Annotated in this window: 23 protein-coding genes, 2 rRNA genes and 1 other annotated feature; all 25 genes read right to left on the bottom strand. The window is 44.8% G+C overall.

Features of this window, described 5'->3' with window-relative positions:
• Positions 1-44: 44 nt before the first annotated feature.
• On the bottom strand, positions 45-407 hold the full coding sequence (gene rplL / locus AABM38_RS00670) for a 50S ribosomal protein L7/L12 (RefSeq protein WP_335376691.1): 363 nt from the start codon (positions 405-407) through the stop codon (positions 45-47).
• 59 nt (positions 408-466) lie between these two features.
• Complete coding sequence (gene rplJ / locus AABM38_RS00665; protein ID WP_335376707.1) at positions 467-967, bottom strand: 50S ribosomal protein L10; 501 nt, start codon at positions 965-967, stop codon at positions 467-469.
• 31 nt (positions 968-998) lie between these two features.
• Positions 999-1,136: a sequence feature (ribosomal protein L10 leader region), on the bottom strand.
• A gap of 51 nt (positions 1,137-1,187) precedes the next feature.
• The gene (gene rplA, locus AABM38_RS00660; RefSeq protein ID WP_207503090.1) at positions 1,188-1,880 is read right to left on the bottom strand and encodes a 50S ribosomal protein L1; all 693 of its coding nucleotides are present in this window, start codon (positions 1,878-1,880) and stop codon (positions 1,188-1,190) included.
• Between the two features lie 168 nt (positions 1,881-2,048).
• A complete protein-coding gene (rplK, locus tag AABM38_RS00655; RefSeq protein ID WP_023626445.1) occupies positions 2,049-2,474 on the bottom strand; it encodes a 50S ribosomal protein L11 in 426 nt (141 codons plus the stop codon).
• 172 nt (positions 2,475-2,646) lie between these two features.
• Positions 2,647-3,180: a transcription termination/antitermination protein NusG gene (gene nusG, locus AABM38_RS00650; RefSeq protein WP_423408715.1), complete on the bottom strand. Its 534-nt coding sequence runs from the start codon at positions 3,178-3,180 to the stop codon at positions 2,647-2,649.
• Positions 3,181-3,394: 214 nt separating this feature from the next.
• Positions 3,395-3,577 carry a preprotein translocase subunit SecE gene (gene secE, locus AABM38_RS00645; RefSeq protein ID WP_207503091.1) on the bottom strand — a complete coding sequence of 61 codons (183 nt, stop codon included), beginning with the start codon at positions 3,575-3,577 and terminating at the stop codon, positions 3,395-3,397.
• Positions 3,578-3,631: 54 nt separating this feature from the next.
• Positions 3,632-3,781: a 50S ribosomal protein L33 gene (gene rpmG, locus AABM38_RS00640; RefSeq protein ID WP_423408714.1), complete on the bottom strand. Its 150-nt coding sequence runs from the start codon at positions 3,779-3,781 to the stop codon at positions 3,632-3,634.
• Positions 3,782-3,957: 176 nt separating this feature from the next.
• Positions 3,958-4,608: an RNA polymerase sporulation sigma factor SigH gene (gene sigH / locus AABM38_RS00635; RefSeq protein WP_207503093.1), complete on the bottom strand. Its 651-nt coding sequence runs from the start codon at positions 4,606-4,608 to the stop codon at positions 3,958-3,960.
• Between the two features lie 69 nt (positions 4,609-4,677).
• Positions 4,678-5,187, bottom strand: coding sequence for an NYN domain-containing protein (locus tag AABM38_RS00630; protein WP_423408713.1), 510 nt, complete (start codon positions 5,185-5,187; stop codon positions 4,678-4,680).
• Between the two features lie 2 nt (positions 5,188-5,189).
• Positions 5,190-5,948, bottom strand: coding sequence for a 23S rRNA (guanosine(2251)-2'-O)-methyltransferase RlmB (gene rlmB, locus AABM38_RS00625; RefSeq protein WP_423410619.1), 759 nt, complete (start codon positions 5,946-5,948; stop codon positions 5,190-5,192).
• A 237-nt stretch (positions 5,949-6,185) separates the two neighbouring features.
• On the bottom strand, positions 6,186-6,590 hold the full coding sequence (locus AABM38_RS00620) for a Mini-ribonuclease 3 (protein ID WP_423410618.1): 405 nt from the start codon (positions 6,588-6,590) through the stop codon (positions 6,186-6,188).
• A 3-nt stretch (positions 6,591-6,593) separates the two neighbouring features.
• Positions 6,594-7,991: a cysteine--tRNA ligase gene (cysS, locus tag AABM38_RS00615; RefSeq protein ID WP_423408712.1), complete on the bottom strand. Its 1,398-nt coding sequence runs from the start codon at positions 7,989-7,991 to the stop codon at positions 6,594-6,596.
• The gene (gene cysE / locus AABM38_RS00610; RefSeq protein WP_423408711.1) at positions 7,981-8,640 is read right to left on the bottom strand and encodes a serine O-acetyltransferase; all 660 of its coding nucleotides are present in this window, start codon (positions 8,638-8,640) and stop codon (positions 7,981-7,983) included. Before cysE ends, cysS begins: the two co-directional genes overlap by 11 nt.
• Positions 8,641-9,074: 434 nt before the next feature.
• Positions 9,075-10,532, bottom strand: a complete 1,458-nt coding sequence (gene gltX, locus AABM38_RS00605; RefSeq protein ID WP_423408710.1) for a glutamate--tRNA ligase — start codon at positions 10,530-10,532, stop codon at positions 9,075-9,077.
• An 80-nt stretch (positions 10,533-10,612) separates the two neighbouring features.
• Positions 10,613-11,089: a 2-C-methyl-D-erythritol 2,4-cyclodiphosphate synthase gene (gene ispF, locus AABM38_RS00600; protein ID WP_423408709.1), complete on the bottom strand. Its 477-nt coding sequence runs from the start codon at positions 11,087-11,089 to the stop codon at positions 10,613-10,615.
• A gap of 52 nt (positions 11,090-11,141) precedes the next feature.
• Positions 11,142-11,840: a 2-C-methyl-D-erythritol 4-phosphate cytidylyltransferase gene (ispD, locus tag AABM38_RS00595; RefSeq protein WP_423408708.1), complete on the bottom strand. Its 699-nt coding sequence runs from the start codon at positions 11,838-11,840 to the stop codon at positions 11,142-11,144.
• Between the two features lie 157 nt (positions 11,841-11,997).
• Complete coding sequence (locus AABM38_RS00590) at positions 11,998-13,086, bottom strand: PIN/TRAM domain-containing protein (protein ID WP_423408707.1); 1,089 nt, start codon at positions 13,084-13,086, stop codon at positions 11,998-12,000.
• A 492-nt stretch (positions 13,087-13,578) separates the two neighbouring features.
• Positions 13,579-14,652 carry a DNA integrity scanning diadenylate cyclase DisA gene (gene disA, locus AABM38_RS00585; protein ID WP_423408706.1) on the bottom strand — a complete coding sequence of 358 codons (1,074 nt, stop codon included), beginning with the start codon at positions 14,650-14,652 and terminating at the stop codon, positions 13,579-13,581.
• Positions 14,653-14,656: 4 nt separating this feature from the next.
• Entirely contained in the window at positions 14,657-16,036 is a 1,380-nt protein-coding gene (gene radA / locus AABM38_RS00580; protein ID WP_423408705.1) for a DNA repair protein RadA, read from the bottom strand.
• 400 nt (positions 16,037-16,436) lie between these two features.
• Positions 16,437-18,875: an ATP-dependent protease ATP-binding subunit ClpC gene (gene clpC / locus AABM38_RS00575; RefSeq protein WP_335376702.1), complete on the bottom strand. Its 2,439-nt coding sequence runs from the start codon at positions 18,873-18,875 to the stop codon at positions 16,437-16,439.
• 4 nt (positions 18,876-18,879) lie between these two features.
• A complete protein-coding gene (locus AABM38_RS00570) occupies positions 18,880-19,962 on the bottom strand; it encodes a protein arginine kinase (RefSeq protein ID WP_423408704.1) in 1,083 nt (360 codons plus the stop codon).
• Positions 19,963-19,964: 2 nt separating this feature from the next.
• Entirely contained in the window at positions 19,965-20,513 is a 549-nt protein-coding gene (locus AABM38_RS00565) for a UvrB/UvrC motif-containing protein (RefSeq protein ID WP_423408703.1), read from the bottom strand.
• Positions 20,514-20,542: 29 nt separating this feature from the next.
• Positions 20,543-21,004 carry a CtsR family transcriptional regulator gene (locus tag AABM38_RS00560; protein WP_423408702.1) on the bottom strand — a complete coding sequence of 154 codons (462 nt, stop codon included), beginning with the start codon at positions 21,002-21,004 and terminating at the stop codon, positions 20,543-20,545.
• A 683-nt stretch (positions 21,005-21,687) separates the two neighbouring features.
• A 5S ribosomal RNA gene (rrf, locus tag AABM38_RS00555) occupies positions 21,688-21,803 on the bottom strand.
• A 76-nt stretch (positions 21,804-21,879) separates the two neighbouring features.
• Positions 21,880-24,814: ribosomal RNA gene (locus tag AABM38_RS00550) — 23S ribosomal RNA — on the bottom strand.
• Positions 24,815-24,995 lie beyond the last annotated feature (181 nt).

Genomic DNA, 24,995 nt, shown 5'->3' with positions numbered 1-24,995 from the left:
GTAAAAAAAGCCCGCTGTAGCAGCGAGCTTTTAATGAAAGTTGATTACTTAACTTCGACGTTAGCTCCAACTTCTTCAAGTTTAGCTTTGATTTCTTCAGCTTCTTCTTTAGAAACGCCTTCTTTAAGAGCTTTAGGAGCGTTGTCAACAACTTCCTTCGCTTCTTTAAGACCAAGACCAGTGATTTCACGAACAACTTTGATAACCTTGATCTTCTGGTCGCCAGCAGATGCAAGAATTACGTCAAACTCAGTTTTTTCTTCAACAGCAGCAGCACCAGCTCCGCCCATCATTGCTACTGGAGCAGCAGCAGTTACGCCGAATTCTTCTTCGATTGCTTTTACTAGGTCGTTAAGCTCTAAAACAGTCATACTTTTAACTGCTTCAATGATTTGTTCTTTAGTCATGATTTGTTTCCTCCTTGATATTGGTTAGTTTTTTTTATTGTTAAACCGTAAATATTAACTTACGCGCCTTGTTCTTCTTTCTGATCCGCAACTGCTTTTGCAGCAAGAGCAAGATTGCGAATTGGTGCTTGAAGTACGCTGAGTAGCATAGAAAGTAGACCTTCGCGAGACGGTAGGTCTGCAAGTGCCTTGATTTCTTCTACTGTAACGATGTTGCCTTCAACCACGCCCGCCTTGATTTCAAGAGCGTCATGCTTCTTAGCGAATTCGCTAAGAATCTTAGCTGGTGCTATTACATCTTCAGTACTGAACGCAATTGCGTTAGGACCTGTTAAAGATGTGTTTAGGTCAGCAAGTTCAGCAGCTTCAGCAGCACGGCGTGTCATAGAGTTTTTGTAAACTTTGAATTCAACGCCAGCTTCACGAAGTTGCTTACGAAGTTCAGTAACTTCAGAAACTGTAAGTCCGCGGTAATCAACAACTACTGTTGATTTGCTTTCTTTAAGTTTGCCAGCAATCTCGTCAACGATTTGCTTTTTCACTTCAATTACTTTGCTCATCATTACACCTCCTGTAGATTTGTCATTCATACCGATCAAATAAAAACCTCCGCATCAAGACAGACACGGAGGAAGTATACAATAGCAAAGGATGTTGCTCTATCGTATGACCTCGGCAGGTTATTAAGCTAAGAGCCCCTGCTGTCTGCGGTACAAATGTTATTTTATTATCACAACAAGAAACATTATAAGTGAATGCCTCTTAGATTGTCAAATACTATTATTTTACAGTTGAAGGATCTACTTTCACGCCAGGTCCCATAGTAGTGGAAACTGTAACGTTCTTCATGTAAGTTCCTTTAGCTGCAGATGGCTTTACCTTCATCATAGTTTCGAAGATCGTGTTGAAGTTTTCAACAAGCTTTTGGTCTTCGAAAGAAACTTTTCCGATAGGTACGTGGATGTTACCAGACTTATCAACGCGGTATTCTACTTTACCAGCTTTGATTTCGTTAACAGCTTTCGTTACGTCGAAAGTAACTGTTCCTGTCTTAGGGTTTGGCATTAAGCCTTTAGGTCCCAATACGCGACCAAGCTTACCAACTTCACCCATCATGTCTGGTGTAGCAACGATTACATCAAAGTCGAACCAGCCTTGCTGGATCTTGTTGATGTATTCTGCATCGCCAACATAATCTGCGCCAGCAGCTTCTGCTTCTTTCATTTTTTCGCCTTTAGCGAATACTAGTACGCGCTGAGTTTTACCAGTTCCGTTTGGAAGCACAACTGCTCCACGGATTTGCTGGTCAGCTTTCTTAGGGTCTACGCCCAAACGGAAAGCAGCTTCAACAGTCGCATCGAATTTCACAGTGCTTGTCTTTTTAGCAAGCTCAACTGCTTCCTGGATTGTATATGCTTGAGAGCGATCTACAAGCTTAGCAGCTTCTAGATACTTTTTGCCTTTTTTAGCCATTTTTATTTCCTCCTAGAATGTGGTTTTAACGGAATAACCTCCCACGATGAAAGGCGAGCAGCCTAACAACGAAAAAGCAAAGGCGCTTCAGGAGCGCCATATCGGACAGATAAAAGGTTGCGAGTGACATCATCAGCTTCGCAACCCCATCAATCTACTGTAGCAGAATTAGTCTTCGATCGTGATACCCATGCTGCGAGCAGTACCTTCAACCATGCGCATTGCTGCTTCAACGCTTGCTGCGTTTAGGTCAGGCATTTTCTGTTCAGCAATTTCACGTACCTTATCACGCTTAACTGTTGCTACTTTATTACGGTTTGGTTCACCAGAACCAGACTGGATTCCAGCTGCTACTTTCAAAAGAACTGCAGCAGGAGGAGTTTTCGTAATAAATGTAAATGAACGGTCTTCAAAAACCGTAATTTCAACAGGAATGATTAATCCAGCTTGATCAGCTGTACGAGCGTTGAACTCCTTACAGAATCCCATGATATTAACACCGGCTTGACCTAGTGCAGGTCCAACTGGTGGTGCCGGATTGGCTTTACCAGCAGGGATTTGTAATTTAACCATCTTAATTACTTTTTTAGCCACGAGACACACCTCCTTAAAGTCCGTGATGTGGTAATAGGGGATTACCCCTCCCACTCATAACAAAAGTCTTTATATGAAAATAAAGAACTTGACATATATCTGTCAATCGTCCAAGACATACTGACCTATGAAATAGTAACACTTTTTGAATTTGATTTCAAGCTATTTCAAATTATAATTTTTGAATCTGTGAAAATTCAAGTTCTACTGGGGTGTCACGACCAAACATATTGACGAGAACTTTAAGCTTCGCTTTGTCCTTGTCGATCTCTTCGATTGTGCCAGTAAAGTTAGTGAACGGCCCTTCGCTGACCTGGACAGTTTCACCAAGCTCAAAGTTGATGTCAATTTTCTTTTCTTCAACACCCATGCGCTTAAGGATAAATGCCACTTCCTCATCCAATAGTGCAGTAGGTTTTGAACCTGCACCTGATGAGCCAACAAAACCAGTCACGCCCGGCGTGTTACGCACAACATACCATGAATCGTCAGTCATGACCAATTCGACCAGAACATACCCTGGGAACGTTTTGCGTTTAACTACTTTCTTTTTGCCATTTTTGAAATCCGTCTCTTCTTCTTCAGGTACGATCACGCGGAAGATCTTATCTTGCATGCCCATTGTTTCAACACGCTTTTCAAGATTCATCTTTACCTTATTCTCGTAACCTGAGTAAGTATGAACTACATACCAGTTTTTTTCCATTATCGAGGACTAATTCGTCCGTCCCTCCCCACTTCAAAATGCATAGACGCATCGTTAAACGAAACACTGCAGCCAGAACAGAAAAGCGCAGCGGCCGTGCGCCGAGGCTAGACAATCTGAATGCGATTTTTTCAACCAAATAAAAAACCCGTTATCCGGGCTTTTAACTTGTCCTGCGTTTTATATTCTCCATTATACCATGAGTGCTTAGTGGTTATTCAAGAATTAAGCGAATCAATTCAGAAATACCAAGGTCTAACACTGCAAAGAAAAGAGCAGCAAAAGCAACAGTAGACAAAACCGTAATTGTATAACGAGTCAGCTCTTTGCGCTTTGGCCAGCTGACCTTTCTCATTTCACGTCCAACTTCACTGAAAAAATTAGTGATGCGCTGCATTTTGTAACCTCCAACTTATCGGAATTCCATATGATGATGATCTATCTGAAAACCTTATTTAGTTTCCTTATGAGCCGTATGGGCACCGCAATTGCTGCAGTACTTTTTCAGCTCCAATCGTTCTGTTTGCGTTTGTTTATTGCTCGTAGTAGAATAATTTCGCGAGCCGCATTCTACACAAGCAAGAGTCACTTTTTTATTCATATCGACACCTGCTGACTAGCTCTTACCGTGCTATACAGACTGATAGCATTATGGAACTATCCATACGGAACAGCCATCTATTATATCTTTAAAAATGTAACACGGCTGCTAGATTGTGTCAATAAGTGGTTGGGAGATTAAAAGTCAGTTTTGCGGCTATTTTTTGGCAATTCAGCCTACACTGACAGCTCTCTCAGCTCAAGATACCTCTCAAGCTTACGTTTTACTCTCTGGAGAGCGTTATCAATTGATTTGACATGCCTGTTAAGTTCTTCAGAAATCTCCTGGTAGGATTGTCCGTCCAGATATAGCGCCAGAACCTTTCTCTCCAGGTCACTCAGCAGCTCCGACATTTTCACTTCTATTTGGTCAAATTCTTCCTGGTTAATAAATAATTCCTCGGGGTCCATCACTTTCGCGCCAGATAAAACATCCATCAGTGTCCTGTCCGATTCCTCATCGTAAATCGGCTTGTCCAACGAAACATAAGAATTCAAAGGAATATGTTTTTGCCTCGTGGCAGTCTTGATTGCCGTAATGATCTGACGAGTAATGCATAGCTCGGCAAAAGCCTTGAAAGACGTCAGCTTGTCCTCCCGGAAGTCGCGAATCGCCTTATATAAGCCGATCATTCCTTCTTGCACGATATCCTCTTTGTCGGCACCAATCAAAAAGTAGGAACGTGCCTTTGCCCGAACAAAATTCCTGTATTTGTGAATCAGATAATCAAGCGCATCACTTTCTCCTCTGTGCACCGCTTCTACAATCTCTTCATCCTCTAACAATATATAGGCTTCATTCAAACGATTACCGATGTCAGCACTCATCTTGATCCCCCCGCCCCGCACATACAGATAGAAATATTATACAGCAGGCTTTTTTAAGGCGTCAACAGGTCAATGCTCTCCTCTGCGCCATTTTTCAAAAATTTCTGCCACTTCTTCCGTAAGCGGTATCTTGGCACTGGGTTTTCTTTCCTGAATGATCTTCACGCTTTTTTCTATTTTTTTCTCAATCAGGTTTGTCTCAGTCAGCAGCTCCCTTGCTGATTTCCTTAGAGCCCCTTGTCCAAAAATCGCCCATTGCTCCGTAAAATCCGAGGTCGCAACATGAATTTGTGTTTTTCGGTTGCTGAGTGCGATTGCTAATTTTTCTATGCGTTCATCAGCCGTTTCACTTTCTTTTGTAAAAATGACTTCAACCTTGTAGTTTTGATATTTTTTTTGTGTTCCTGAAACAAAATATGCATCGAACACAATAATAACCCGATAGCCTGTATAGGCTTGATACTCAGCCATGATTTCCACCAGCCGGTCCCTGGCGGCAGAAAGCTCTTTCTTCTTCAAGCTGTTCAATTCCGGCCAGGCACCGATAATGTTGTAGCCGTCAACAAGCAGGATGTCCATGTCTATTCCCCTAGCGGGTGCCGTTTACGGTATACTTCATACATCAGCAGCGATGCAGCTACAGATGCGTTCAAGGACGTTACCTGCCCTACCATAGGAAGACTTAACAGGAAATCACACTTATCGCGGATGAGTCTGCCCATTCCTTTTCCTTCACTGCCGATCACGAGGCCAAGAGGCAATGTCCCATCCAAATCTCGGTAATCTTGTTTCGCCGATGCATCTGTCCCGGCAATCCAGACACCTTTTTCTTTTAATTCATCGATTGTCCTTGCCATATTCGTCACTCTCACAACCGGTATATACTCGATCGCTCCAGTGGAGGCCTTGGCAACCGTTGCAGTCAGGCCAACCGCTCTTCTTTTTGGAATAATAATTCCATGAGCACCTGACGCATCCGCAGTTCTCATGATTGATCCAAGGTTATGAGGATCCTCAATTTCATCTAAAAGCAAAAAGAACGGCGCCTCATTTTTCTTTTCTGCAGCTGCAAATAAATCCTCGATCTCCGCATATTCATAGGCTGCCACCTGGGCAATAACACCTTGATGAATACCATTGGCAATCTGGTCGATTTTCTTCTTTGGAACGAATTGGACCATGACATTTGCTTCCTTTGCCATCCCGATAACCTGCTGCATTTGTCCGCCCTGGGAACCCTCAGCGATGAGGATTTTATTAATATCCCGCTCAGATTTCAGCGCTTCAATGACTGGGTTTTTCCCGATAATGTAATCCTGGTTCGGGTCCTGGGTTTCGATTGGGTTTTGGTCATGCCTCTGCCCATTGCCCTTGTCTGGTCTCTGCCCTTTATATGCGTCCTGTTTTTGATATGGCTTCTTGTCCCGTTCCTGGCTTTGCTTCTGATTTTGTTCCTGAGTTTTTTTCGGGCTGCGGTTCCGGTCCTGTTTTTGGGCCTGGAACGGTTCCTGTTTCTTATTCGGTCTTGGGTTCCGGCTCTGTTTCTGTTTTTGGCTCATGTGGAATGTTCCTCCCATCTATTCTTCAGCAAGTGCAAATACCGTAGTAATCAGTTCTTCTATCCGTTCCTCATTGCCTGCAAGATACAGAGAACCGATCAATGCCTCAAATGCTGTGCTGTAACGGTACGTTTGGACATCGGTGTTTTTTGGGACAGATCCTGATTTCGCATTGCGTCCTCTTTTTACAATCGTTATTTCTGATTCGGACAAAGCCTCCATCTCAAGCAGCTTATGGAGAAATTTCGCCTGTGATTTTGCCGATACATATGCTGTCGCTTCTTTATGCAGCTGGTTTGGTCTTACCTTGCCGCTTTGCAGCAGGTGATGCCGGACATACAGTTCAAATACGGCATCACCCATATAGGCAAGAGCAAGACTATTCAATTGTTTTTCATCCACTTTTTGTTCATAATGCAGCATCATTTAGCCTCTTTTCCATCTGATGCCTTGCGGAGTATCTTCAATGATGATATTCATTTCCTTCAGCTGATCGCGAATCTCATCCGCAAGCTTGAAGTCTCTGTCTTTTCGGGCCTGTGTACGCTTTTCGATCAGCGCTTCAATTTCTTCATCAAGCAATTCTTCGTCCTTTAATGACAGGCCAAGGACACCGAAAAGTGTTTCAAATTCATCCATGAATGCTTTTATTACTTCTACAGAAGTATTTTTCTCCATCAAATACAGATTCGATAACTTGGAAAGTTCAAATAGGTTCGATACTCCATTGGCAGTATTGAAATCGTCATCCATATCCTTGATGAATTGCTCATGGAGCGATGCAATTTTATCAAGCCATTCCTGATTATTCTCGGTAAGGTTAGCACTGGCATCCATTCGATGCTTTAAGTTCTGGTAAGATGTTTTCAAGCGTTCAAAGGCAGCCTTTGTATTTTCGAGCAGCTCTTCGCTGTAGTTAATCGGATTGCGGTAATGCACAGAAAGCATGAAGAATCTTAAAACCTGTGGATCATGCTTTTTAATGATGTCATGTACTGTGACAAAATTGCCAAGTGATTTTGACATTTTTTCATTGTCGATATTGATATAGCCATTGTGCATCCAATAGCGGGCAAATGTTTGGCCAGTTAAAGCCTCTGACTGGGCAATCTCATTTTCGTGGTGAGGGAACGCTAAATCCTGTCCGCCAGCATGGATATCGATTGTATCCCCTAGATATTCCCGCGCCATAGCCGAGCATTCGATGTGCCAGCCTGGACGGCCTTTTCCCCACGGGCTATCCCAAGAGATTTCTCCTTCCTTCGCTGTTTTCCAAAGCACGAAATCGAGGGCATCCTGCTTCTTTTCCCCAACCTGGATTCTTGCTCCAACCTTCAATTCCTCAATCGACTGGTGTGAAAGCTTCCCGTACTCATTGAACTTCTTCGTGCGGTAATAAACGTCCCCGCCTGATTCATATGCAAAGCCTTTCTCGACCAATGCACTTATAAAATCAATGATTAGATCCATCGTTTCCGTTACCCTTGGATGAACATCTGCTTTTTTGCAGCCAAGGGCGTGGACATCTTCAAAATAGGCATTGATGAAACGTTGTGCGATTGCCGGAACGTCTTCACCCAATTCGTTTGCAGCCTTGATCAGCTTATCATCCACATCTGTAAAATTTGATACAAAACGAACATCATAGCCACGGAATTCCAGATAGCGCCGAACTGTATCGAATACTATAGCCGGACGGGCATTTCCAATATGAATGTAGTTATAGACAGTCGGTCCGCAAACATACATTTTAACTTTTCCCTCTTCTAGAGGGATAAACTCGTCTTTATTTCTAGTTAATGTGTTATAGATTTTAATACCCATTTCCCATGCCCCTTCCTTGCTTCGCTTCTTCCAGTGCTATTCTCAGTCTAGACAGCTCTTCCTCGATATCCTTGCATCTGTCAGATACAGGATCCGGCAAATCCCGGTGATTCAGGTCCTTTTTGATCCTGACGCCATCCTGGATGACGATTTTGCCAGGTATCCCGACAACGGTTGAGTTTGGCGGCACATCCTTGAGAACGACCGATCCTGCCCCCACCTTAGAATTTTCTCCAATCGTGATCGAACCTAATACCTTGGCACCTGTCGCGATCAGCGCATTGTCTTTTACTGTCGGGTGTCGTTTGCCTTTTTCCTTCCCCGTTCCACCAAGGGTAACTCCCTGGAATACTGTTACATTATCGCCAATTTCACATGTCTCCCCGATGACGACTCCCATCCCGTGATCGATGAAGAAACGCCTGCCAATCTTGGCTCCTGGGTGGATCTCAATCCCCGTTAAAAAGCGGCTGAATTGCGAAATGACTCTCGCGATAAAATAAAATTTCCGTTTGTAGAATGCATGTGCCAATCGATGATACCAAATGGCATGCAATCCGGAATAAGTAAGGATCACTTCGAGAGCGCTTCTGGCTGAAGGATCCTGGTCAAAGACCACATCTATATCTTCCTTGATCATTTTAAACACGGTGAAATCCCCCTTTTCAAATGAACTTTTTAATCAATCGGCCTCAGCGTTTTGCCAACCGCTGACTAGCAGCAAAATAAAAAGCGCCCCTGTCGTAAACGACAGAGACGCTTGGATGCGCGGTTCCACTCTGTTTAGGTCTGCAACATTATATGCAGCCTCAACTTTAACCTGTTAACGGGAGGGTCCCGCCCAATACTACTATGACAGCTGCTGTCTGTTCGTAAAGGGACTCAGAGGCGCATTTCAAACAATGAGAGGCCTGAACCACTTTCAGCCGGTGATGGTTCTCTCTAACAAGCGTCATTCTTCTACTTTTCCTCTTCAACACTTTAGATTTATGGAATTACTCTTACTATATTATATTTTTGTTCATCTGTTAACTAAAAGAACTTAAAAAAGTTATTAGCCCAGGCTTAATGCTAAAAAGCCAATTAACCCAAAAGCTCTGTGACTCTTTCCATCACTTTTTCTTTTCCGATCAGTTCCATTGCAAGCATCAGATCTGGACCATGAGTCTGGCCTGTTGCAGCCGCCCTGACTGGCATGAATAGCTTTTGGCCTTTTTGGCCAGTCGCTTTTTGGACAGCCTTAACTGCTGCTTTTATTGCATCAGCCTTAAATTCCTCAAGCTTCTCGATCTCTGCAAGAAACGCTCTCAAAACCTCTGGAACCTGCTCACCAGCAAGGACTTCTTTTGCTTCCTCATCATAGTTTACCTCATCGCGGAAAAATAAATCCGACATCTCGACGATTTCTGCTCCGAAGCTCATTTTATCGTGATACAGGGAAATGAGGCCGCGAACCCATGCATTCTCTTCCTCAGTGCGGTTTTCACTGACCTTTCCAGCTTTCACTAAGTGTGGGAGCGCAAGTTCAACCACGCGGTCCAAATCAGCTTTTTTCATATACTGGTTGTTCATCCACGCAAGCTTTTGCTGATCAAATAAGGCAGGTGATTTTGAAAGCCTTGCCGGGTCAAAAATCTCAATGAATTCTTCTTTCGAGAAGATTTCCTCTTCACCTGAAGGAGACCATCCAAGCAATGTGATGAAATTGAATAATGCTTCAGGAAGGTACCCAAGCTCTTCGTACTGCTCAATGAACTGGATGATCGATTCGTCACGCTTGCTCAGCTTCTTGCGGCTTTCATTGACAATCAGCGTCATATGTCCGAACACTGGCGGTTCCCAGCCAAAAGCTTCATAAATCACAAGCTGCTTCGGCGTGTTTGAAATATGGTCATCCCCGCGAAGAACGTGAGAGATCTTCATCAAATGGTCATCAAGGACAACAGCGTAGTTATAAGTAGGTGTACCATCTTTCTTGACGATGACAAAGTCGCCCATTCCATCAGATTCAAAGCTTACCTGGCCTTTAACCATATCTTCGAATGCGATGATTTTGCCTGCAGGTACTTTGAATCGAAGACTCGGTTGGCGTCCTTCTTTTTCAAACTGCTCTTGCTCTTCTGGAGTCAAATGGCGGCACTTGCCAGAATAATGAGGAGTCTCATTGCGGGCAGCCTGCTCTTCACGTTCAGCCTCCAGCTCTTCCTCTGTGCAGTAACACTTATATGCGAGCCCTTTTTCCAAAAGCTCCTGATTGTATTGTTCATAAATATGGTTACGTTCAGACTGGCGGTATGGACCGTATTCTCCGCCTACATCGACGCTTTCATCCCAGTCGATGCCAAGCCACTCGAGGTACTTAAGCTGACTTTGCTCTCCACCTTCGATATTGCGTTTCTTGTCTGTATCTTCAATGCGGATGATGAACTTTCCGCCTCTGTTCCGTGCAAATAAATAATTAAAAAGTGCTGTACGGGCGTTCCCGATATGTAAATGCCCAGTCGGACTCGGCGCATAACGCACTCGAATATCTGATGACATAGTGAATCCTCCTCTAATATTGCTGTCCATTATTGTATCATTTCCTATGGGAAAAACGGAAGTAGCTCGGATGATTGGTTTTACACTTTTTTCAGTAAAACAACAGCCTGGGCGGCTATGCCTTCTTCCCTGCCTGCGAAACCTAGCTTTTCTGTCGTTGTCGCCTTCACATTCACCTGGTCAGGAGTACCCTCTAATAGAGCAGCAATCCTTTGGCGCATCGGCTCGATATGCGGCGCCATCTTTGGTTTTTGGGCGATGATTGTGCAGTCGATATTCACAAGCTCATATCCTTTTTCCTTAACGATACCCCAAACATGCTCAAGCAATTTGGCGGAATCCGCATCCTTGAATTCAGGGTCAGTATCCGGGAAATGCCTGCCGATATCCCCTTCCCCAATCGCTCCCAGGACTGCATCTGCCACTGTATGTAAAAGTACATCCGCATCAGAGTGGCCTAGCAGCCCTTTTTCATACGGGATGGGTATGCCGCCAATAATTAAAGGCCGTCCTTCCGTCAGCTGGTGTACATCGAATCCTTGTCCAATACGAAACATATAACTAACTCCTTTTAAGGCTTTATTTTGTCACGTTTATCCTGCAATGAATCTATTTCATTCCTGCATCTTTGCGTTTGCGCAAAATGGCTTCAGCAAAATATAAATCCTCAGGTGTGGTCAGCTTAATATTATCATAGTCACCTTCAATGATGGCGACTTGATGCGGAAGCCTTTCGACAAGACTGGATTCATCCGTCCCAATAAATTGTTCGCTCACAGCCTTGTTATGTGCTTTAAGCAAAATGGAAACGCGAAAAGCCTGCGGGGTCTGGACTGCCCACAAGCTTGAGCGCTCAACCGTTTCGATTACCTGGCTGTTCACCGCTTTTTTGATCGTATCTTTAACCGGAACCGCAACGATTGCGCCGCCCTCATTGCTGGCTGCTTCCACTAGGGCATGGATCGTTTCTGCTTTTATAAAGGGCCGAGCTGCATCATGCACAAGCACAACACCCTCAAATGATCCGAGCGCTTTCAGCCCGTTATATACGCTGTCCTGCCGTTCCTTCCCGCCGATGACGAGTGAGGATACTTTATGAATCCCGTATTCTTTCAATAAACGCTTAAATTCAGCCTCATCATCCGGATGGATGGGGAGAATGATACCCGCGCATTCCGGATCAGCTTCAAACACCTTTAATGTATGGATGAGAACTGGTACTCCTTCAAGTGTTAAAAGAAGCTTGTTTTTCCCTGCTCCCATTCTCTTGCCCTGCCCCGCTGCCGGGATAATGACCTGATAAGGCATACGAAAACTCCAATCTATTTTTTACAGATGAACGGGCAGCTAAGACCCCAGCTTCAGTCCTTGAAAAAGGTAAGCGGGACATAACTGCCCATAAATGCTGACTCATCCATTTAGTCACGATTGGGAGAAACCCCAAACGATAAATGGAGGAATCAAATTATAATGCTTTTTCCAATAATTTTGGCTTCGCAAAAATCATCCTGCCTGCAGATGTCTGCAGCACACTCGTTACAAGCACATCAATTCGCTTCCCGATGTAGTCGCGGCCTTCCTCGACAACAATCATCGTGCCGTCATCAAGATATGCGACACCCTGATTATGTTCTTTTCCATCCTTGATTACCTGGATGTTCATTTCTTCCCCTGGAAGGACCACGGGTTTTACCGCATTTGCAAGGTCATTGATATTCAGCACCGCAACCTTCTGCAATTCACAAACTTTATTCAAATTGAAATCATTCGTTACTACAACACCGTTTGTCAGCTTCGCCAGTTTCACAAGCTTGCTGTCAACTTCCTGAATATCATCAAAATCGCCCTCATAGATCTCTACCTTAATCCTAAGCTCCTTTTGGATACGGTTAAGGATGTCCAATCCGCGGCGGCCGCGATTTCGCTTTAGCACGTCGGATGAATCAGCAATATGCTGCAGTTCTTCAAGGACAAATTGCGGGATTACAATGATACCTTCAAGAAAACCAGTTTGACAGATATCAGCAATCCTTCCATCAATAATCACACTTGTATCAAGAATTTTCCATTCTCTTGCACGCTCTTCTTTTTCAATCTCTTCTTCTTCATTGCCTTTTTTCTTCGATTTAGAAAATAAACCAAGCAGCTCATCACGTTTCTTGAATCCCACCTGGAATCCTAGATAACCAAATAAAAGAGTAAGGAGCGTTGGGGCAACTGTATTTACAATCGGAACCTGGATTGCATTAAGGGCAAAGCCAACTAAAAACGCTACTAGCAAACCAAAGAAAAGACCCACACTGCCAAAAATAACATCAGTGATTGGCGCCTTGAGCAGAGATTCTTCAGCCCACTTCACAAAATTGGTCACATGGTCAACAGCCCAAAAAGTAAGAAGATAAAAAATAAGTGCGCCCAAAATAGCTGTAACATAAGGATTATTGATGAGAGTCATGTCTCCCATTTTCATTAACGATAATAAATCAGGAATTAAGAATATACCAAGCGTTCCCCCAATGATCAGGAAGCAGGCTTGAATGATACGTCTTAACATCCTTTCACCTCCTTTTACTCATTATAAACAACTTCTAAAATTTGAAACCCTGCTTATGGATAAGATTTTCATATTATGCTGTTTTCACAAGCCTGTTGTTTTTGGTGATCAGACAAGTATTAAAATAGCAATAAAATACGTGCAAAGCCTTCATTATTGCCTTGCTTAAAGACCGAACCCAATTCGTCCAAAGCGCAGGCCCAAAAGATAATACGTTTTAATCGGCATAAAAGTTACGTAATCAGCCTAATTATTTTAAAAAAATTGCTCTGTTAAACAAGTCTGTTGATTTTCGTTCCAGGCGCTTCGCTTTCCGCGGGGCTGGCGCTGAGCCCGCAGGAGTCTGCGCGCCTTCCACTACAATCAACAGGGTTTATAAATCAACATTCCGCTTTAACAGAGCTAAAAAATAAATGTCATTAACTCTTCCTTAAAAGTAGCATCGGGCTATACGGGTGTCAATTTAAAAGCAGTTCCGCCAAATAGCTTTAATTACATCTGGCGGTCTGCCATCAGCTGGTCCCTGATCAGCTTAAAGCCTTCTATTATTTTTCGGGCTCTGACTTCACCAATTCCTTCAACGTCATCTAAATCCTCGACCGAGGCCGAAATCAAATTTGTGAACTTATTGAACCTTTTGATTAAATTTTCGACGATGATCATCGGCAGTCTCGGAATCTTGTTCAGCATCCGGTAGCCTCTTGGGCAAATAAATTCATCCATATGGACATACCCCTGATAGCCAAGTAGTTTTAAAATCGTCGTATCTTCGATGACCCCAGTTTTTGAAAGCTCCTGGAAACGCGCCAGCACTTCCTCAGCCTTCACATCGCCTTCTGCAGAATAATCCTTGATGACTAGCAGTGCCTCTTTCTCGATTTCAGATAGAAGTTCGTGCATCTGCAGACGAATCAGCCTGCCCTCCATCCCAAGCTCACTCAAATAAGTTAAAAGCTCGGTCTTGATTCTTAATACCATTTCAAATCGATGGATGACCTGCAGCAAATCATTATAGGTAACCAAATCTTCGAATTCCAGAATCCCAAGATTAGTAATGCTTTTCTCAAGAACAACCTTGTACTTTTCAAGCGTCTGGATTGCCTGGTTTGCCTTCGTTAAAATAACCCCGATTTCCTTCAAGGCATAGCGAAGGTTCCCCTGATACAAGGTAATGACATTCCTCCGCTGGGATATCGCAATGACAAGGGCTTTCGTCTGCCTTGCTACCCTTTCCGCCGTCCTGTGCCTCATCCCAGTCTCCGTTGATGGCACGCTCGTATCAGGAGCAAGCTGTGCATTTGCGAACAAGATTTTACTGCCAGTTTCATTCAAGATAATGGCGCCATCCATCTTGGCAAGCTCATATAAAAAACTCGGGCTGAACCTGCAATTGATTTCAAAGCCGCCATCCAGAAGGCTTTTGACTTTTTCATTGTAGCCAAAGACAATCAGCCCGCCCGTATTGGCACGGAGTACATTATCGATGCCATCCCTGACTGGGGTTCCAGGAGCGATAAATTGCAGGATTTCAGCTAATTCCTTTTCTTCGAGGCTTTTATTCTCCAATCCATCAACCCCCTAAGGTGACTTTTAACGCATGGCTGACAGATGTAACGCCGATTAGCTCTACTCCTTTAGGTGGAGTCCATCCGCCAAGATTATTTTCCGGTAAAATAATTCTTTCAAAACCAAGCTTAGCAGCTTCCTGGACACGCTGCTCAATCCTTGAGACCCTTCTGACTTCTCCAGTCAGCCCGACCTCACCAATAATACAATCGGAAGCACGGGTTGGTTTATCCCTGAAGCTCGAAGCGATGCTGACAGCGACAGCAAGATCGATTGCCGGTTCATCCAGCTTCACTCCGCCGGCTACCTTCAAATAAGCATCCTGGTTCGCCAGCAACAGCCCGACCCGTTTCTCGAGTACAGCCATCAGCAGCGACACCCGGTTATGGTCAATCCCTGTGGCCATTCTTCTCGGATTTCCAAAGCTCGTAGGAGAGATCAGCGCCTGGATTTCTACCAAAACAGGGCGCGTCCCTTCCATAGATGCTACAACTGTAGAGCCCGAAGCACCCTGGGACCGTTCTTCCAAAAAGATTTCCGATGGGTTTGCGACTTCTTCCAAACCAGCTTCCTTCATTTCGAATATACCCATTTCATTCGTTGAACCGAAACGGTTTTTAACCGCACGCAAGATTCTGTATGTATGATGTCTTTCACCCTCAAAATACAAAACAGTATCCACCATATGCTCAAGCAATCGAGGTCCAGCAATCGAGCCCTCCTTGGTGACATGTCCTACGATAAAAATGGCAACACCCTTCGTTTTCGCAATTCTCATCAATTCCGCCGTACATTCCCTCACCTGCGACACACTCCCCGGTGCCGAAGTCACTTCAGGATGGAAAATCGTCTGGATCGAATCGACAATTACAAAATCAGGCTTTGTATTTTCAATTGTCAGGCTGATTTCATGCAAATTAGTCTCTGAATATACGAGTAAATTAGAAGAAGTAGCTCCGAGACGGTCAGCCCGCAGCTTCGTTTGCCTCATGGATTCTTCACCAGATATATATAGTACAGAGTGATCCTTTTTCGCCAGCTGGTACGAGACCTGAAGCAATAGCGTCGATTTGCCTATTCCCGGATCCCCGCCAATCAAAACGAGGGAACCCCTGACAACTCCGCCTCCAAGCACCCTGTTCAATTCATTCGAGTCCGTCGTAATACGCGGCTCGCTGACAGTCTCAATCGAAGTAATCGGAGTCGCCTTTGCCGCTACTGAAGAACCAGCCGCATTCGTAAATGCCCCTCTCCGATTGGATCCAGTGCTCTCCACTTCCTCGACCATCTTATTCCACTGCCCGCAGCCAGGACATTTCCCCATCCATTTCGGAGATTCATAGCCGCATTCCTGGCACATGAATTTTGTTTTTCTTTTTGCCATTTTCTTAGCCTCGCCATCTATCAATAAAAAGTATTATCTCTATTTTAATGCTAAACATTCATCAAAAGAAATGATTGGAACTGAAGTAAATATGTAAATTTTTCTACTTTATATATTTATGCTCAGCAGATTATGACCCACTTATAAACCGAACTGATTTAATGAATCTTATGAGTGCAAATCAGGAGCTTTTTCTTCAGATTAATTGTTCTATCGCATCCCTGTAAGTCAATCTAAAGACCATTTCACCCACGAAATTGTTCTCAGGTTTGTTACGATGACAACTCATTTGCTTTTTCTGACCTCGAGTTGTTCTCGGAACCCTTACCGCAAAAATCAGTAAAAAAGGGGTACACGTAGTTGATGTACGTATACCCCTTATTTTTACCTGATAAGCAATTTATGCCTTTGCAGACCCTTCTGGCGTTTTCACGACAAACTCGCCATTTTCCACATCAATAATGACATTTTGGCCTGTAAGGACTGTACCCTTTAACAATTCTTCAGATAGCTGATCCTCAATATGTTTCTGGATAGCCCGGCGTAATGGACGAGCACCATACTCTGGATCGTAGCCCTCTTCCGAAATTTTTTCTTTAGCTGCATCCGTCAAATCAAGAGTGATCTCCTGCTCCTTCAGACGCTTCACTAGCTGGTCGGACATCAATGTCACGATTTCCTTCAGATGCGGTTTCTCCAGTGCATGGAAGACAATGATTTCATCGATACGGTTTAGGAATTCCGGACGGAACGCCTTTTTCAGCTCTTCCATAACTTTTCCCTTCATATCCTTGTAATCCTGTGCTCCATCCTGGATATTGAAGCCAACGTATTTGTTGCGCTTTAACGCTTCAGCACCGACATTTGATGTCAGGATCATGATCGTGTTGCGGAAATCGACTGTACGTCCCTTTGAATCAGTCAACCGGCCATCTTCAAGGACTTGAAGCAAAATATTGAACACATCAGGATGTGCTTTTTCGATTTCATCAAGCAAGATGACGGAATAAGGTTTTCTCCGAACCTTTTCAGTCAGCTGGCCGCCTTCATCGTATCCTACATATCCCGGAGGTGAACCGACGAGACGGGAAGTCGAATGCTTCTCCATGTACTCCGACATATCTACGCGGATCATTGCATCTTCATCGCCAAACATCGATTCGGCAAGTGCTCTTGCCAATTCCGTTTTACCTACACCTGTAGGACCCAGGAAGATAAATGAACCAATCGGACGTTTAGGGTCTTTCAATCCTGCGCGGGCACGTCTTACAGCTTTAGAAACAGCCTTAACTGCTTCCTCCTGACCGATGACGCGAGAGTGAAGGATTTCTTCAAGGTTCAACAGCTTATCCGTTTCAGTTTGTGCAAGCTTTGTAACAGGGATATTCGTCCAGCTGGATACAACATTCGCAATATCCTCGACTGTAACCTCGCTATTTTCCTTACCCTGTTTTTCTTTCCAAGTTTTCTTCGTATTTTCAAGCTGTTCACGCAGGCGCTGTTCTGTATCCCTTAAAGAAGCAGCTTTTTCAAACTCCTGGCTTTGTACAGAAGCATCCTTTTCCTTGCGCACTTCCTCCAGCTTCACCTCAAGCTCCTTAAGATTTGGCGGAGTAGTGTAAGAGCGCAGGCGCACCTTTGAACCAGCTTCGTCAATCAAGTCAATTGCTTTATCCGGAAGGAAACGGTCAGAGATATAACGGTCAGACAGCTTTACTGCCGCTTCAATCGCCGCATCCGTAATCGATACTCTGTGGTGTGCTTCATAACGGTCTCTCAGCCCTTTTAAAATTTGGACGGACTCCTCAGCGGTTGGTTCATCAACTGTAATAGGCTGGAAACGTCTTTCTAATGCGGCGTCTTTTTCAATATATTTACGGTATTCATCCAGCGTCGTTGCCCCGATGCATTGAAGCTCCCCGCGAGCAAGTGACGGCTTAAGGATATTGGAAGCATCAATCGCACCTTCTGCTCCACCAGCACCAATCAATGTATGAAGCTCATCGATGAACAGAATGATGTTGCCCGCCTGGCGGATTTCATCCATCACCTTTTTCAGTCGGTCTTCAAATTCACCGCGGTATTTAGTTCCCGCTACAACAGTTCCCATATCAAGAGTCATAACGCGCTTATCGCGAAGAATCTCAGGAACTTCATTATTCACGATTTGCTGTGCCAACCCTTCAGCAATCGCTGTTTTACCTACACCGGGCTCCCCGATCAATACAGGGTTGTTCTTTGTCCGGCGGCTAAGCACCTCGATAACTCTCTGGATTTCCTTGCTTCGGCCGATAACAGGGTCAAGGCTTCCTTCTCTTGCAATCGCAGTTAAGTCCCTTGCAAGGCTATCAAGCGTCGGTGTGTTGGCATTGGCTGCCCCGCCCCCCTGATGGCCGGATGTTTCATTGCTGCCTAACAACTGCAGAACCTGCTGGCGTGCTTTATTCAAGCTTACACCTAGGTTATTCAGCACTCTGGCAGCAACACCTTCTCCTTCACGGATCAGACCAAGAAGGATGTGCTCTGTGCCAACATAAGAGTGTCCAAGTTTTCTTGCTTCATCCATTGAAAGCTCGATGACCTTTTTAGCTCTTGGCGTATAGTGAATGGTCTGGGAAGTTTCCTGGCCTCGGCCAATCAGGTTCTCAACTTCCTTCTGGATTTTCTCGGCACCAAGGCCCAAACCGTATAAAGCCTTTGCGGCGATGCCTTCTCCTTCACGCACAAGGCCAAGTAAGATGTGTTCTGTACCGATATTGTTATGTCCAAGGCGGATTGCCTCTTCCTGTGCGAGTGCCAATACTTTCTGTGCTCTCTCTGTAAATCGTCCAAACATCATAAGATCATCCTCCTGACTCTTCTTTTGTTTCCATTTTTAATCGTTCTCTTATTAAAGCAGCCCTGCGGATATCCCTTTCGTTTGGCCGGAGCGGCCCGCCCGCATACTGCTGTAAAAACCCTGGTTGAGTTAAAATCATCAGTTCATTTAAAATCGATTTTGATATATTTTTTATATACCCCATATCAATGCCAAGCCGCAAGTCTGACAGGCATCGGGCAGCTTCCTTCGTTTCAATGATCCGGCTGTTTGCCAGAATTCCATATGAACGAAAGACTCTGTCTTCTAATTGTATGTTAGAAGTTTTCGCTAATGCTTCCCGGGACGACCTTTCCTGAGATATTATCTGGCTTACCACGCTTTTCAAGTCTTCTACGATGTCTTCTTCAGATTTTCCTAATGTGATTTGATTGGAGATTTGAAAAATATTACCGAGAGCTTCACTGCCCTCGCCGTATATACCCCTTACCACCAACCCAAGCTGATTAATCGCCGGCACAATCCTGTTCATTTGCTGCGTCAGGACCAAACCTGGAAGGTGCATCATGACAGAAGCCCTTAGACCCGTTCCGACGTTAGTCGGGCAGCTGGTCAAATAACCAAATTTCTCATCGAAAGCATAATTCACATGCTCTTCCAGCCAATCATCAATCTCATTTGCAGCCTTCATGGCTTCCGTCAGCTGGAATCCAGGGAATAAACATTGAATCCTTAAATGGTCTTCCTCGTTGATCATAATGCTGATTTCTTCATTTTCGGATAAAAGACATGCTCCATGAATGCCGTTTTCGGAGAGATGGGGACTAATTAAATGTTTCTCGACAAGTACTCTTTTTTGTAATTGTGGGATCTCATCCATCTTTATCATTTCTAAATGCTCAACGATTGGAATGTGGCTATTGTTTACCCGTTCCGTTATTGCGTCAATGACTGCCTCAGCTTCACCGTTAGTAAACAACGTAGGAAAATTGAATTCATCAAGGTTTCTGGCAAAACGTATTCGAGAGCTGAGGACAATGTCAGAATCAGGTCCATCATCACTCATCCAGGAACTGACAGCCTGACTGATAAACTTCTCTAATGACAAGTCTACTCCCCTCCCTCTTGCTTCCTTGCTAATTTCCTTTCCAGATCTCTTATCTGGTCCCGCGTCTCAGCAGCTTTTTCGAATTCTTCATCTGAGATAAGATTTTTCAATGCTTGCTTCAAATCATCAACTTTTTTCCTTAAATGGATATCCCCGCCGATCCTTTTAGGGATTTTTCCATTATGTGTGTAATTCCCGCTATGGAGCCTTCTAATGATGGGAGTCAGCTGATCCCTGAAGGCATCGTAGCAAGTTGCACATCCAAACCTGCCGACTTTCACAAACTGAGGAAAAGTCATTGAACATTGCGGACATTGAAGGATTTCCTCCGCTTGAAAGGCTTCCTTCTTTTCCTCAGTAAAACCTGGCTGCATATTCAACAATCCAGCAAGCAGGCTATTGATCGAAAAAGCTGGTCCGTTGTTCATCATAAACATTTCGCCTTTTTCCTGTGCGCACCGTTCACATAAATGAAGCTCAGTTTTTTCGCCGTTTAAAAAATTTGTGAAGTGCAGCGTTGCCGGCCTCTGATTACACTCTTGGCAGATCATGCCCTCACCTCTTTACCTCTGTTCTGATATTATTTATATTTCAATGCCATCAACATTGCCTTTAGCATTCTCGAGCGAAGCTCATCCCGCAGCGGAAGTTCAATATACAGAACAGACCTGTCTAAAACGCTCAGCATGATTTTCGCTTCGCGGTTCGTCACAACATCTTCCTCCACTAAACGGTAAATGACATCTTCAGCACTGCTTTGAGAAATCCGTGTGTGAATCAAAGACAATAAATCATCAATCAAGTGTGCATGATCATAAACCTGGACTTTGATGATACGGATATATCCGCCTCCGCCCCGCTTACTTTCAACAAGGTAACCTCGTTCAATCGTGAATCTAGTATTGATGACATAATTGATTTGGGACGGCACGCATTGAAATTTATCGGCGATTTCGCTACGCTTGATTTCAACGATATCCTGGTCGCTCATTTCCAAAACCTGCTTGAGGTAATGTTCTATGATGTCCGATATATTCCTCACTAAACCTCCCCCTATCTGACTTTGACTATATTTGACTTTAATTATACAAAAAATTTTTTACCCTTGCAATTAATGCATCTGTATTTATTTTCGCCAAATTTATGTATGCCAAAACCTACTAAGTGGGGGTGTTGGTTATTATACCCATTTAAATTAGAGTGGAAACTTGTCACAGTGGAGAATGAAGAAGTTTTTTGGGGACGGTTCTTCTGTTTCAGTTTTTTCTAGAGTCTTAAGCTATAAATACGTAAAATGGGCTTTACAGGTGAAAAAAGCATTCCAACTGGTGATAATCGCTACTAACTAGTGATATATCCCTATAAACTAGTAAATGAATTATTTCTCTAATGGAATGAAGGGGTTTTGACTCTTAAACCGTAGTAAAACGCACAATTAAATAGCCAAACTATAAAAAAGGGCTTTAATTAGGAAAAGGTCTAAAACACAACAGATTAAATATAAAAGAGTTATAAGGGAATGGTTTTTTTAAGTTAGTTAAATAGGGAAACCAATTAAATCTTGGCAACTCAGATTCTAATTCCCAATTCTCCATATAAGACTGTTGAAGGCCAATAGAATATCAATAAGACGTCACCATATTTTTATTAACCGGATACAAACTTCTGATTTTACCCTTCTGAAGAAACAAAAAAAGAACAGCCATTACAGCTGTTCTTTCGTTTGCCCGGCGGCGTCCTACTCTCACAGGGGGAAACCCCCAACTACCATCGGCGCTGAGAAGCTTAACTTCCGTGTTCGGTATGGGAACGGGTGTGACCTTCTCGCTATCGCCACCAGACTATTTTGTTTGAGGTTTTGTTCCCTCAAAACTAGATAATGTGTAAGAAGAATTTAGAAGAACGAGTAATCTATATTTGGTTAAGTCCTCGAACGATTAGTATCAGTCAGCTCCACACGTCACCGCGCTTCCACCTCTGACCTATCAACCTGATCATCTTTCAGGGTTCTTACTAGCTTGCGCTATGGGAAATCTCATCTTGAGGGGGGCTTCATGCTTAGATGCTTTCAGCACTTATCCCGTCCGCACATAGCTACCCAGCGATGCCTTTGGCAAGACAACTGGTACACCAGCGGTGCGTCCATCCCGGTCCTCTCGTACTAAGGACAGCTCCTCTCAAATTTCCTGCGCCCACGACGGATAGGGACCGAACTGTCTCACGACGTTCTGAACCCAGCTCGCGTACCGCTTTAATGGGCGAACAGCCCAACCCTTGGGACCGACTACAGCCCCAGGATGCGATGAGCCGACATCGAGGTGCCAAACCTCCCCGTCGATGTGGACTCTTGGGGGAGATAAGCCTGTTATCCCCGGGGTAGCTTTTATCCGTTGAGCGATGGCCCTTCCATGCGGAACCACCGGATCACTAAGCCCGACTTTCGTCCCTGCTCGACTTGTAGGTCTCGCAGTCAAGCTCCCTTGTGCCTTTACACTCTGCGAATGATTTCCAACCATTCTGAGGGAACCTTTGGGCGCCTCCGTTACTCTTTAGGAGGCGACCGCCCCAGTCAAACTGCCCACCTGACACTGTCTCCCGCCCCGATCAGGGGCGTGGGTTAGAATTTCAATACAGCCAGGGTAGTATCCCACCGACGCCTCCACCGAAGCTGGCGCTCCGGTTTCTCAGGCTCCTACCTATCCTGTACAAGCTGTACCAAAATTCAATATCAGGCTACAGTAAAGCTCCACGGGGTCTTTCCGTCCTGTCGCGGGTAACCTGCATCTTCACAGGTACTATAATTTCACCGAGTCTCTCGTTGAGACAGTGCCCAGATCGTTACGCCTTTCGTGCGGGTCGGAACTTACCCGACAAGGAATTTCGCTACCTTAGGACCGTTATAGTTACGGCCGCCGTTTACTGGGGCTTCGATTCAGAGCTTCGCTTGCGCTAACCCCTCCTCTTAACCTTCCAGCACCGGGCAGGCGTCAGCCCCTATACTTCGCCTTGCGGCTTCGCAGAGACCTGTGTTTTTGCTAAACAGTCGCCTGGGCCTATTCACTGCGGCTCATCTAGGCTATTCACCCAAATGAGCACCCCTTCTCCCGAAGTTACGGGGTCATTTTGCCGAGTTCCTTAACGAGAGTTCTCTCGCTCACCTTAGGATTCTCTCCTCGCCTACCTGTGTCGGTTTGCGGTACGGGCACCTTTTATCTCGCTAGAGGCTTTTCTTGGCAGTGTGAAATCAGGAACTTCGGTACTATATTTCCCTCGCTGTCACAGCTCAGCCTTCACGCAAGCGGGATTTGCCTCACTTGCAGCCTTACTGCTTAGACGCGCATATCCAACAGCGCGCTTACCCTATCCTACTGCGTCCCCCCATTGCTCAAACGATAAAGAGGTGGTACAGGAATATCAACCTGTTGTCCATCGCCTACGCCTTTCGGCCTCGGCTTAGGTCCCGACTAACCCTGAGAGGACGAGCCTTCCTCAGGAAACCTTAGGCATTCGGTGGATGGGATTCTCACCCATCTTTCGCTACTCATACCGGCATTCTCACTTCTAAGCGCTCCACCAGTCCTTACGGTCTAGCTTCAACGCCCTTAGAACGCTCTCCTACCACTGACATCAAAGATGTCAATCCACAGCTTCGGTGATACGTTTAGCCCCGGTACATTTTCGGCGCAGAGTCACTCGACCAGTGAGCTATTACGCACTCTTTAAATGGTGGCTGCTTCTAAGCCAACATCCTGGTTGTCTAAGCAACTCCACATCCTTTTCCACTTAACGTATACTTTGGGACCTTAGCTGGTGGTCTGGGCTGTTTCCCTTTTGACTACGGATCTTATCACTCGCAGTCTGACTCCCACGGATAAGTCTTTGGCATTCGGAGTTTGTCTGAATTCGGTAACCCGATGAGGGCCCCTAGTCCAAACAGTGCTCTACCTCCAAGACTCTTACAACGTGAGGCTAGCCCTAAAGCTATTTCGGAGAGAACCAGCTATCTCCAAGTTCGATTGGAATTTCTCCGCTACCCACACCTCATCCCCGCACTTTTCAACGTGCGTGGGTTCGGGCCTCCAGTTGGTGTTACCCAACCTTCACCCTGGACATGGGTAGATCACCTGGTTTCGGGTCTACGACCACATACTCATTCGCCCTATTCAGACTCGCTTTCGCTGCGGCTCCGTCTTCTCAACTTAACCTTGCATGGGATCGTAACTCGCCGGTTCATTCTACAAAAGGCACGCCATCACCCATTAACGGGCTCTGACTACTTGTAGGCACACGGTTTCAGGATCTATTTCACTCCCCTTCCGGGGTGCTTTTCACCTTTCCCTCACGGTACTGGTTCACTATCGGTCACTAGGGAGTATTTAGCCTTGGGAGATGGTCCTCCCAGCTTCCGACGGGATTTCTCGTGTCCCGCCGTACTCAGGATCCACTCAGGAGGGAACGAAGTTTCAACTACAGGGTTTTTACCTTCTCTGACGGGCCTTTCCAGACCACTTCATCTACCCCGTTCCTTTGTAACTCCATGTAGAGTGTCCTACAACCCCAAGAGGCAAGCCTCTTGGTTTGGGCTATGTCCCGTTTCGCTCGCCGCTACTCAGGGAATCGCGTTTGCTTTCTCTTCCTCCGGGTACTTAGATGTTTCAGTTCCCCGGGTCTGCCTTCAATACCCTATGTATTCAGGTAAAGATACTGTTCCATTACGAACAGTGGGTTTCCCCATTCGGAAATCTCCGGATCAAAGCTTACTTACAGCTCCCCGAAGCATATCGGTGTTAGTCCCGTCCTTCATCGGCTCCTAGTGCCAAGGCATCCACCGTGCGCCCTTTCTAACTTAACCGTTTGACAATAAATTGTCGTGGTTGATTCTCTATTAAATAGAGAGAAAAACTAAAATGGCGATCACTCGGTTTTTCTTGGTTCTTCTTACTTACGATTATCTAGTTTTCAAGGAACAAAAAAGCTTTGAGAGAATTGTTTCGAATCCTACCTTACGGTCTGATCCTCACAGTAAAGATTGC

Source organism: Heyndrickxia sp. MSNUG, assembly GCF_049532715.1.
Classification (GTDB): domain Bacteria; phylum Bacillota; class Bacilli; order Bacillales; family Cytobacillaceae; genus Mesobacillus.
Note: the sequence above shows the minus strand (reverse complement) of the source record. Positions and strands in the feature narration are given on the sequence as shown.

Bases quoted from the DNA above. Each gene is read 5' to 3' on its own strand.
- rplL (WP_335376691.1), bottom strand. From the start codon at position 407: ATGACTAAAGAACAAATCATTGAAGCAGTTAAAAGTATGACTGTTTTA.
- rplJ (WP_335376707.1), bottom strand. From the start codon at position 967: ATGAGCAAAGTAATTGAAGTGAAAAAGCAAATCGTTGACGAGATTGCT.
- rplA (WP_207503090.1), bottom strand. From the start codon at position 1,880: ATGGCTAAAAAAGGCAAAAAGTATCTAGAAGCTGCTAAGCTTGTAGAT.
- nusG (WP_423408715.1), bottom strand. From the start codon at position 3,180: ATGGAAAAAAACTGGTATGTAGTTCATACTTACTCAGGTTACGAGAAT.
- secE (WP_207503091.1), bottom strand. From the start codon at position 3,577: ATGCAGCGCATCACTAATTTTTTCAGTGAAGTTGGACGTGAAATGAGA.
- rpmG (WP_423408714.1), bottom strand. From the start codon at position 3,781: ATGAATAAAAAAGTGACTCTTGCTTGTGTAGAATGCGGCTCGCGAAAT.
- sigH (WP_207503093.1), bottom strand. From the start codon at position 4,608: ATGAGTGCTGACATCGGTAATCGTTTGAATGAAGCCTATATATTGTTA.
- AABM38_RS00630 (WP_423408713.1), bottom strand. From the start codon at position 5,187: ATGGACATCCTGCTTGTTGACGGCTACAACATTATCGGTGCCTGGCCG.
- AABM38_RS00620 (WP_423410618.1), bottom strand. From the start codon at position 6,590: ATGCTGCATTATGAACAAAAAGTGGATGAAAAACAATTGAATAGTCTT.
- cysS (WP_423408712.1), bottom strand. From the start codon at position 7,991: ATGGGTATTAAAATCTATAACACATTAACTAGAAATAAAGACGAGTTT.
- gltX (WP_423408710.1), bottom strand. From the start codon at position 10,532: ATGTCATCAGATATTCGAGTGCGTTATGCGCCGAGTCCGACTGGGCAT.
- ispF (WP_423408709.1), bottom strand. From the start codon at position 11,089: ATGTTTCGTATTGGACAAGGATTCGATGTACACCAGCTGACGGAAGGA.
- ispD (WP_423408708.1), bottom strand. From the start codon at position 11,840: ATGCCTTATCAGGTCATTATCCCGGCAGCGGGGCAGGGCAAGAGAATG.
- AABM38_RS00590 (WP_423408707.1), bottom strand. From the start codon at position 13,086: ATGTTAAGACGTATCATTCAAGCCTGCTTCCTGATCATTGGGGGAACG.
- radA (WP_423408705.1), bottom strand. From the start codon at position 16,036: ATGGCAAAAAGAAAAACAAAATTCATGTGCCAGGAATGCGGCTATGAA.
- clpC (WP_335376702.1), bottom strand. From the start codon at position 18,875: ATGATGTTTGGACGATTTACAGAGAGAGCACAGAAAGTATTGGCACTC.
- AABM38_RS00565 (WP_423408703.1), bottom strand. From the start codon at position 20,513: ATGATCTGCCAAGAGTGTAATCAGAGGCCGGCAACGCTGCACTTCACA.